At 71.1% G+C, this 8,953-nt stretch carries 9 protein-coding genes; 4 read left to right on the top strand and 5 right to left on the bottom strand.

Annotated features, from left to right (window positions below):
- Positions 1-56: 56 nt before the first annotated feature.
- From AC5RWQ_RS24880 to AC5RWQ_RS24870, 3 genes are all read left to right on the top strand, one after another.
- Positions 57-998, top strand: a complete 942-nt coding sequence (locus tag AC5RWQ_RS24880) for a PPK2 family polyphosphate kinase (protein ID WP_494285069.1) — start codon at positions 57-59, stop codon at positions 996-998.
- Positions 999-1,129: 131 nt separating this feature from the next.
- Positions 1,130-1,756, top strand: a complete 627-nt coding sequence (locus AC5RWQ_RS24875) for a DUF47 domain-containing protein (protein ID WP_334486885.1) — start codon at positions 1,130-1,132, stop codon at positions 1,754-1,756.
- 4 nt (positions 1,757-1,760) lie between these two features.
- Positions 1,761-2,765: an inorganic phosphate transporter gene (locus tag AC5RWQ_RS24870; RefSeq protein ID WP_494285060.1), complete on the top strand. Its 1,005-nt coding sequence runs from the start codon at positions 1,761-1,763 to the stop codon at positions 2,763-2,765.
- Between the two features lie 49 nt (positions 2,766-2,814).
- On the opposite strand, the gene AC5RWQ_RS24865 is transcribed toward AC5RWQ_RS24870, so the two are convergent.
- Positions 2,815-3,783, bottom strand: a complete 969-nt coding sequence (locus AC5RWQ_RS24865) for a Gfo/Idh/MocA family protein (RefSeq protein WP_494285059.1) — start codon at positions 3,781-3,783, stop codon at positions 2,815-2,817.
- 72 nt (positions 3,784-3,855) lie between these two features.
- On the opposite strand from AC5RWQ_RS24865, the gene AC5RWQ_RS24860 reads away from it, so the two are divergent.
- A complete protein-coding gene (locus tag AC5RWQ_RS24860) occupies positions 3,856-4,683 on the top strand; it encodes an NUDIX hydrolase (protein ID WP_494285058.1) in 828 nt (275 codons plus the stop codon).
- Positions 4,684-4,777: 94 nt separating this feature from the next.
- On the opposite strand, the gene pstB is transcribed toward AC5RWQ_RS24860, so the two are convergent.
- The 4 genes from pstB to pstS are packed head-to-tail and all read right to left on the bottom strand — an operon-like array spanning position 4,778 to position 8,896.
- Positions 4,778-5,554, bottom strand: coding sequence for a phosphate ABC transporter ATP-binding protein PstB (gene pstB / locus AC5RWQ_RS24855; RefSeq protein WP_494285057.1), 777 nt, complete (start codon positions 5,552-5,554; stop codon positions 4,778-4,780).
- Positions 5,555-5,574: 20 nt separating this feature from the next.
- Positions 5,575-6,663 carry a phosphate ABC transporter permease PstA gene (gene pstA / locus AC5RWQ_RS24850; protein ID WP_494285056.1) on the bottom strand — a complete coding sequence of 363 codons (1,089 nt, stop codon included), beginning with the start codon at positions 6,661-6,663 and terminating at the stop codon, positions 5,575-5,577.
- The gene (pstC, locus tag AC5RWQ_RS24845) at positions 6,660-7,751 is read right to left on the bottom strand and encodes a phosphate ABC transporter permease subunit PstC (RefSeq protein WP_494285055.1); all 1,092 of its coding nucleotides are present in this window, start codon (positions 7,749-7,751) and stop codon (positions 6,660-6,662) included. Before pstC ends, pstA begins: the two co-directional genes overlap by 4 nt.
- A 44-nt stretch (positions 7,752-7,795) precedes the next feature.
- Entirely contained in the window at positions 7,796-8,896 is a 1,101-nt protein-coding gene (pstS, locus tag AC5RWQ_RS24840) for a phosphate ABC transporter substrate-binding protein PstS (protein WP_494285054.1), read from the bottom strand.
- Positions 8,897-8,953 lie beyond the last annotated feature (57 nt).

Here is an 8,953-nt window from a genome sequence, read left to right as displayed (position 1 = left end):
ATCGGGGGATGGGCACTGTCGAAGGATCGGAGTTCGTGGCGCCGAAGGGTGGCACGATGCGGGACCTGCTGCGGGTCCCGGCGGACGGCACCGCGGTGGACCTGGGGGCGATCGACCCCCGGTCGACCCCCGGCCTGCCCGGCGCGGCCGGGAAGGGCGGCGAGCGCAAGGCCTGGGCGCGGGAACAGGTCGCGTTGATCGGCGCGGAGCTGGGCCGGCAGCAGGAGATGCTCTTCGCCACCGCCAAGGCGGCCGCGGAGCCCGAGGCCCCCGCCTCGGCCCCCACCTCGGGTGGCCCGGAGCTGGACGGGGACCGGCCGAGGCGGGTGCTGCTGGTGCTCCAGGCGATGGACTGCGGCGGCAAGGACGGCACGGTCAAGCGGGTGGCCGGCGCGATGAATCCGCTCGGCCTGCACATCCGCTCCTTCGGCCCGCCGACCGAGGAGGAGCTGGCACACGACTTCCTCTGGCGGATCAGGAGGGCGCTGCCCCCGCCCGGGTATGTCGGCGTCTTCAACCGGTCGCACTACGAGGACGTGCTGGTGGCCCGGGTCGGGTCGCTGGTGCCGGAGGCCACCTGGCGGGCCCGGTACGACGAGATCAACGCCTTCGAGCGGGAGTTGGCCGACGGCGCCGTGACCGTGGTCAAGGTGATGCTGCACATCTCCCGCGACGAGCAGGCCGCGCGGCTGATGGAGCGGCTGACCGACCCGACGAAGCACTGGAAGTACAACCCGAGCGACCTGGACTCGCGGGCCCGTTGGGACGACTACCAGGCGGCGTACGCGGAGGCGTTGGCCCGGTGCGACACGGACGCCGCGCCCTGGTTCGTGGTCCCGGCGGACCGCAAGTGGTACCGGGACTGGGCGGTCGCCCACCTGCTGCGGGAGACGTTCGAGGGCCTTGATCTGGGGTATCCGGCTGCCGGTTTCGACGTGGAGCGGGAGCGCCAACGGTTGCGGAGCGCGGATGAGCGGGCCAAGGTGAACGGCGGGTGAACGACCGGTAAACCGGGTCTGACCTGGGGTGGGCCGATCGATGCCCGATTCCGGGGTGTACCTAGCATGCCCTTCAGCGGACGTCTCGACGGCGTCGGCCACCCTTCCACCGACACGACGAGGTCCGTGCTGTGAAGTTTTCCTTCCGTCCCACCGAGGGCGCCTTCTACGAGCTCTTCACCAGGGCCGCGCAGAACCTGGTGAAGGGCACCGAGCTGCTCAACGAGCTGGCCCTGCCCGGCGTCGACGTGCAGTCGGTGAGCGAGCGGCTGACCGAGGTCGAGCACGACAGCGACCAGATCACCCACGAGCTCTACAAGAAGATCAACTCCACCTTCATCACCCCGTTCGACCGGGAGGACATCTACCGTCTGGGCTCGCTGCTCGACGATGTGATGGACCACCTGGAGGCGGTCGGCAACCTGCTCTACCTGTACGGCCTGACCAAGCTGCCGGCGCTCCCGCGCGAACTGCACGAGCTGGTCAACGTCCTCGACCAGCAGGCCAAGCTCACCGCGGACGCGATGCCCCGGCTGAAGTCGATGAAGGACCTCGAGGAGTACTGGATCGAGTGCAACCGGCTCGAGAACGACGGTGACCAGGCGTACCGGATGCTGCTGGTCCGGCTCTTCTCCGGCGAGTACGACGCGCTGACCGTGCTGAAGATGAAGGAGGTCGCCGACGAGCTGGAGGCCGCCTGCGACGCCTTCGAGCACGTGGCCAACACCGTCGAGACCATCACGGTCAAGGAGTCCTGAACCCGTGAGTCCCGAACTCATCGCCGTCCTGGCGGTGATCATCGCCGCGATGGCGTTCGACTACACGAACGGCTTCCACGACGCCGCGAACGCGATCGCCACCAGCGTCTCCACCCGGGCCCTGACACCCCGGATCGCCCTGCTGCTGGCCGCGGTCGGCAACTTCGTCGGCGCCCACTTCGGCGCCGGCGTGGCCAAGACCGTCGGCGACGGGCTGGTCACGCTCCCGACCGGGGTGGGCAGCCTGGGGGTGGTCTTCGCCGGGGTGCTCGGCGCCATCGCCTGGAATCTGATCACCTGGTACTTCGGCCTGCCCTCGTCCTCCTCGCACGCCCTCTTCGGCGGGCTGGTCGGGGCGACGCTGCTGGCCACCGGCGGCGTGGTGCAGTGGGCCAACATCGGCCAGAAGGTCATCCTGCCGATGGTGCTCTCGCCGATCGTCGGCCTCACCCTCGGTTACCTGCTGATGCTGGCCATTCTCTGGGCGTTCCGCAAGGGGCAGCCGGGCAAGCTCAACCGGGGCTTCCGCTGGGCGCAGACCGCCTCGGCGGCGGCCATGTCGGTCGGTCACGGTATGCAGGACGCCGCGAAGACGATGGGCATCATCGTGCTGGCCCTCTACACCGGTGGCTACCAGGACGACAAGACGCACATCCCCGGCTGGGTGTTCTGGACGTCGGCGACCATGCTGGCGCTCGGCACCTACTCCGGCGGCTGGCGGATCATCCGTACCCTCGGTCGCAAGATCATCGACCTGGGCCCGCCGGAGGGCTTCGCCGCCGAGACGGTGGCCAGCGCGGTGCTCTACTTCAACGCCCTGGTGCTGAAGGCGCCCATCTCCACCACCCACACGATCACCTCCGCGATCATGGGTGTGGGCGCCACCAAGCGGCTCTCCGCGGTCCGCTGGAACGTCGCCGGCAACATCGTGATCGCCTGGATCATCACGTTCCCGGCGGCCGCGCTGATCGCCTGCCTCGCCTACCTGCTGGTCCGGCCGCTGTTCTGAGCGCGTCCGTACGCCGGCACGAGGGGTTCCCCGCACGGCGGGGGACCCCTCAGGCGTACTCGACCCCGACCTGCTCCCGGATGGCGTCCAGCAGCGCCAGCACCTCCAGCGTCACCGAGTGCGGCACCAGCGGGCTCTCCGTCAGCCCGGCGGCCAGGCAGCGCTGCACCTCGGCCGCCTCGTGTTGGTAGCCGCCGCCGACCAGCTCCGCGGTGATCGTCTCCGGCTCGGCGCCGGCCCGGTGCAGCACCGCCGCGGCGGGCCGGTAGAACGGCTCGGGCAGGTCGATCCGGCCGGTGGTGCCGGTGATGGCCGCGGTGACCGCGGTCGCCCCGACCATCCCGCAGCTCAGCGTGGCCACCGCCCCCGAGTCGTAGCCGAGGACGATGCCGGTGTTGGCGTCCACGCCCTCCGGGGTCAGCTTCGCCCAGGCGTGCACGTGCTCGGGCACCCCGAGCAGCAGGTGAGTCAGGCTCAGCGGGTAGACGCCCAGGTCCAGCAGGGCCCCGCCGCCCAGCGCCCGGGCGCGCATCCGGTGCTCCGGCGGGAACGGCCCGGCCGCCCCGAAGTCCGCCCGGACGTGCGTCACCTCGCCGACCGCCCCCTCGGCGATCAGCTCGCACACCCGCTGGATCAGCGGGTTCGTCCGCATCCACATGGCCTCCATGAGGAAGACCCCGCGGGCCCGGGCGAGTTCGACCAGCTCCGCGCCGGTGGCCAGGTCAAGGGTGAACGGCTTCTCCACCAGCACCGCCCGGCCGGCCTCCAGGCAGACCCGGGTCGCCTCGTGGTGGGCTGCGTGCGGGGTGGCCACGTAGATCACGTCCAGCTCGTCGTCGGCGGCCAGTTCCGACCAGGAGCCGTACGACCGGGCGGCGCCGTGCCGGGCGGCGAAGCGCTCGGCGCTCTCCGGCGTGCGCGACCCGACCGCCGCCAGCTCGGCCCCCGGCACCAGCCGCAGGTCCTCGGCGAAGCGGCCGGCGATGTGTCCGGTGGCCAGGATCCCCCAACGCGTCATGCCGGCACGCTATCCCGGGCGACCCGGCGGCCGGTCGGGCAGCTCCACCCCTGGAGGATCTAGGCTCGCGGGATGACCTTCGACGGCTTCGCCGCACCCCCCGCTCTGGTGGAGCACGCCCGCCGCTTCCGGGCCGAGGGCGGCGTCCCGGCGGTGCCCCGGGTCGCGGCCACCGTGCTGCTGCTCCGACCGGCCGGCGCCGACTTCGAGGTGTACGTCATCCGCCGGGTCGCCGCGATGACCTTCGGCGGGATGTACGCCTTCCCCGGCGGCGGGGTCGACCGGTCCGACTCGGAGGCCCACCTGGACTGGGCCGGGCCGACCCCGGCCGACTGGGCCGGGCGGCTGGGGCTCGCCCCGGACGCCGCCCAGGCCGTGGTCTGCGCCGCCGCCCGGGAGGTCTTCGAGGAGGCCGGCGTGCTGCTGGCCGGCCCGGACACCTCGACCGTGGTGGGCGACGTCAGCGGCGACGAGTGGGAGGCGGCCCGGCAGGACCTGGAGGGGCGCCGGGTGGGCTTCGCCGACCTGCTCGCCGGTCAGCGGCTGACCCTCCGGTCGGACCTGCTGCTGCCCTGGAGCCGGTGGATCACCCCCGAGTTCGAGCCGCGCCGCTTCGACACGTACTTCTTCGTGGCCCTGCTGCCGGAGGGGCAGCGGACCCGGGACGTCTCCGGAGAGGCCGACCACACCATGTGGATCCGCCCGGCGGACGCCCTGGCCCGGGCGGAGGCCGGCGAGCTGACCATGCTCCCGCCCACCCTGGTCACCCTGTCCCAGGTGGTCGCCGCCGGCGACCTGGCCGCGGTGGCCCGCGCCGCCGCCACCCGGGACGCCGCCACCCCGGTGACCCCCCGCCTCGACCTCCCCGAAACCGGCGAACCGCGGTTCCTGCTCTCCTGACCTGAGGCAGGGGACGATCTTCGGCCGCGCCCGGACACGCCGAGGGGCGCCGGTCAGCTCGACCGACGCCCCACGCGGACCGGGCACCAAGGGCTCAGCCGAAGCGGCCGGTGATGTAGTCCTCGGTCTTCTTCACGCTCGGGTTGCTGAAGATCTTCTGGGTGTTGTCGTACTCGATGAGCCGGCCCGGGTCGCCGGTCTTCTCGATGGAGAAGAACGCGGTCCGGTCGGAGACCCGGGCCGCCTGCTGCATGTTGTGGGTCACGATGATGATCGTGAACTTGTCCTTGAGCTGGAACATCAGGTCCTCGATGGCCAGCGTGGAGATCGGGTCCAGCGCCGAGCAGGGCTCGTCCATCAGCACCACCTGCGGCTCGACCGCGATGGTGCGGGCGATGCAGAGCCGCTGCTGCTGACCGCCGGAGAGGCCGGCGCCCGGCTTGCCGAGGCGGTCCTTCACCTCGTCCCAGAGATTCGCCGAGCGGAGCGCCTTCTCGGCGGCCTCCTCCAGGATCGGCTTCTTCCGGACCCCGTTGAGCTTCAGGCCGGCCACCACGTTGTCGAAGATCGACATGGTGGGGAACGGGTTGGGGCGCTGGAAGACCATGCCGATCATCCGGCGGACGGCCGTGACGTCCACGTCCCGGTCGTAGATGTCCTGCTCGTCGATGGTCAGCTGACCCTCGACCCGGGCGCCCGGGAGCACCTCGTGCATCCGGTTGATCGACCGCAGGAAGGTCGACTTCCCGCAGCCCGACGGGCCGATCAGGGCGGTGACCGTCTTCGGCTCGACGGTCAGGTTGATGTTCTCGATCGCCTTGAAGTTGCCGTAGTAGGCGCTGACGTTCGAGGCTTCGACGCGCTTGGCCATGGTGGTGGTACCTCCGGTGATCATCGGCTCAGCCGGTTGCGGCGGGCGAGCAGCTTCGCCGCGATCGTCAGGATCAGGACGAGGGCGACCAGGGTGAGGGCGGCGGTCCAGGCCCGGGCCGGGGAGTACTTCGACGCGTCGCCCGCCTGCTGGTAGACGAAGAGCGCCAGCGAGGACTGGTTGTCCTCGAACGGGTTGGCGTTGATGGCGGCGGTGCCGCCGGCGACCAGCAGGACCGGCGCGGTCTCGCCGGCCGCCCGGGCGATGGCCAGCATCACCCCGGTGACGATGCCGGGCAGCGCGGTGGGCAGGACCACCCGCAGGATGGTCTTCCACTTCGGCACCCCGAGGGCGTACGACCCCTCGCGCAGCGGCGCCGGCACCAGCCGGAGCATCTCCTCGGTGGAGCGGACCACCAGCGGCAGCATCAGCACGCTCAGCGCCAGGGCGGCCGCGAAGCCGGAGTACCCGGGCTGGCCGGAGGCGGTCAGGTGGGGCGAGACGATCAGCACCCAGAACGCCAGCACGAAGAGGCCGGCGACGATCGACGGGATACCCGTCATCACGTCGACGAAGAACCGGATCGCGAAGGCGAACCGGCCCCGGCCGTACTCCACGACGTAGATGGCGCAGAGGATGCCGAGCGGCACCGTGATCAGGGCGGCGATGCCGACCTGCTCCAGCGTCCCGAGGATGGCGTGGTACGCGCCGCCCTCCGGGTCGCGCGGGCCGATGTTGTTCATCGAGGTGCCGAAGAAGTTGCCGTCCAGCCGCTCGGTGCCCTTGCTGACCAGCGTCCAGACCACCGAGATCAGCGGCAGCGCGGCGAGCACGAAGGCGGCGTGGATCAGCGAGCTCCAGGTGCGGTTGCGCGCCTGCCGGCGGCCCTCGACCGCCGTGCTGGCCGCGTGGACACCGCCGAGGTGGAGCAGCAGGGCCACCACGACGACCAGGACGGGGCCGCCGATGCCGGTGCCGTAGACGATCGCCGCCGACAGGGCCAGCGCACCGGCGGCGATGCCGAGGACGGCGAGCAGCGGAAGCCGCCGGCTCCGCAGCGTGAGCGGCTGCGCCGGCGGTCGGGTGCGGTGCGAGGTGATGGTGCTCATGCGGCGGACTCCGTGAACTCCCGGCGGCGGTAGATGATCGCCCGCGCCGTCATGTTGACGATCAGGGTGATGACGAAGAGCACCAGGCCGGAGGCGATGAGCGCGCCCCGCCCGACGTCGTTGGCCTCGCCGAACTTCACCGCGATGTTCGCGGCGATCGAGTTGCCGCCGTTCTCGAGGATGTTGAAGGAGATGTTGTAGATGAAGCTGAGGGTGAGCGCGAGGGCGATGGTCTCGCCGAGCGCCCGGCCCAGCCCGAGCATGACCGCGCCGATCACGCCCGGTCGGCCGTACGGCAGCACGGCGGTGCGGATCATCTCCCACTTGGTGGAGCCCAGCGCCAGCGCGGCCTCCTCGTTGGCGGTCGGCGTCTGCAGGAAGACCTCCCGGGACAGGGAGGTGACGATCGGCAGCACCATGATCGCCAGCACCAGCGCGCCCAGCAGGACCGAGCGGCCGAAGGGCCCCTCGCCGCCGAAGATCGGGATCCAGCCGAAGTACGTGTTGAGCCAGACCGACAGGTCGGTGACCGGCCCGACGAGGTAGTCCCGGCCCCAGAGGCCGAAGACGACGCTCGGCACGGCGGCCAGCAGGTCGACCAGGAACCCCAGGGCGGTGCCGAGCCGGCGCGGCGCGTAGTGGGTGAGGAAGAGCGCGATGCCCAGCGCCACCGGCACGGCGATCAGCAGTGCGATGGTCGCCGACAGCACGGTGCCGAACGCGAGCGCCCCGATGCCGAACTTCGGCTCGGGGTCGTTGGGGAACCAACCCTCGAAGCTGAAGAAGTTGACGGTGTTGGCCTGCAGGGCCGGCACCGCCTTGGTGACGAGGAAGGCCGCGATGGCCACGATGGTGATCAGCACCACCGAGCCGGCCGCCATGGTCAGCAGACGGAAGACGGTCTCGGCGCCGAACTTCTGCCGCCGGGGCAGCGCTCCGCCGCCGCCGATCGGGCCGCGCGGAACGCGGCTCGTCGGGGTGGCTGAGAAGTCGGCCGCAACCGCCGAACCGGCGGGTCGGGCGTGACGGTCTGTCACGCGCGACCCGCCGGTGCCGGCGTCGGCCGAGCGGGGTGGGATGTCGCCCATCTGCTCGCTCGCTCCGTTACGAAGGGGTCAGGATCGGATCAGTTTCAGGAGAGCTTGCTGACGACGTCGGCGACCTTGGTGCGGACCGACTCGGGCAGCGGGGCGTAGCCCAGCTCGGTGAGCGCCTGCTGGCCCTCGGCGCTGGCGGTGTAGGTCAGGAAGCCCTTGACCGCCTTGGCCTTGTCGGCCGGCAGGCCCTTGGTGCAGACGACCTCGTAGGTCACCAGGACCACCGGGTAGGCGCCGGCCTCCTTGGTGGCGTAGTCGATCGACAGCGCGAGGTCGTCGCCCTGGCCGCTGACCTTGGCGCCCGCCACGGCCTTGCCGGCGTTCTCGGCGGTCAGCTCGGCGAACTCGCCGGCACCATTCTGGATCTTGGCCACGCCCACACCGGCGTTCTCGGCGAACGACCACTCGGTGTAGGTGATGGAGCCCGGGGTGCTCTTGACGAAGTTGGTGACGCCGTCCGAGCCCTTCTGGCCGGTGCCGCCCGGGGCCTTCCACTCCTTGGCGTTGCCGAAGGTCCAGTCGGTCTCGGAGGTCTTGGCCAGGAACTTGGTGAAGTTGTCGGTGGTGCCCGACGAGTCGTTGCGGTGCACCGTGGTGATCGTGGTGGACGGCAGCGTGGCGTTGGCGTTGTCGGCCTTGATGGCCGGGTCGTCCCACTTGGTGATCTTGCCGGCGAAGATCTTGGCCACGGTGGCCGGCTTGAGCTGGAGGCCCTCGACGCCCTGGAGGTTGTAGGCCACCGCGATCGGGCCGGTCACCATCGGCAGGTCGACGGCCTGGCCGCCGGCGCAGCGGGCGTCCGCCTTCGGCTTGGCGTCCTCCTTGAGGGCGGAGTCCGAGCCGGCGAAGTCGGCGGTGCCGGCGGTGAACGCCTCGATGCCCGCGCCCGAGCCGGTGCCCTCGTAGTTGATGGTCAGGCCGGAGCACTTCTGCTGGTAGGCCTTGATCCACTCGGCCATCGCGTTCTTCTGCGCGGTCGAGCCCTGCGCGTTCAGGGTGCCGGTGCCACAGTCGGCGGCGGCGGAGCCGGCGGCCGACGGGGTGGTGGGCTCGTTGTTGTCCGAGCCGCAAGCGCTGAGACCGAGCATTGCGGTAAGGGCGAGGCAGGCGATGGCGCCGTGCCGCTGGAGCTTCACCTGAGGGGTTTCCCTTCACGTCTTGAGGAGCCGACCGGTCGGTGGCTCCGGCGCCGG

The sequence above is a fragment of the Micromonospora sp. BS32 genome (assembly GCF_059089345.1).
Note: the sequence above shows the minus strand (reverse complement) of the source record. Positions and strands in the feature narration are given on the sequence as shown.

What these genes read in the sequence shown, in the direction of transcription:
- AC5RWQ_RS24860 (WP_494285058.1), top strand. Translation starts at nt 3,856, where the DNA reads ATGACCTTCGACGGCTTCGCCGCACCCCCCGCTCTGGTGGAGCACGCC.
- AC5RWQ_RS24880 (WP_494285069.1), top strand. Translation starts at nt 57, where the DNA reads ATGCGGGACCTGCTGCGGGTCCCGGCGGACGGCACCGCGGTGGACCTG.
- pstC (WP_494285055.1), bottom strand. Translation starts at nt 7,751, where the DNA reads ATGGGCGACATCCCACCCCGCTCGGCCGACGCCGGCACCGGCGGGTCG.
- AC5RWQ_RS24865 (WP_494285059.1), bottom strand. Translation starts at nt 3,783, where the DNA reads ATGACGCGTTGGGGGATCCTGGCCACCGGACACATCGCCGGCCGCTTC.
- pstB (WP_494285057.1), bottom strand. Translation starts at nt 5,554, where the DNA reads ATGGCCAAGCGCGTCGAAGCCTCGAACGTCAGCGCCTACTACGGCAAC.
- pstA (WP_494285056.1), bottom strand. Translation starts at nt 6,663, where the DNA reads ATGAGCACCATCACCTCGCACCGCACCCGACCGCCGGCGCAGCCGCTC.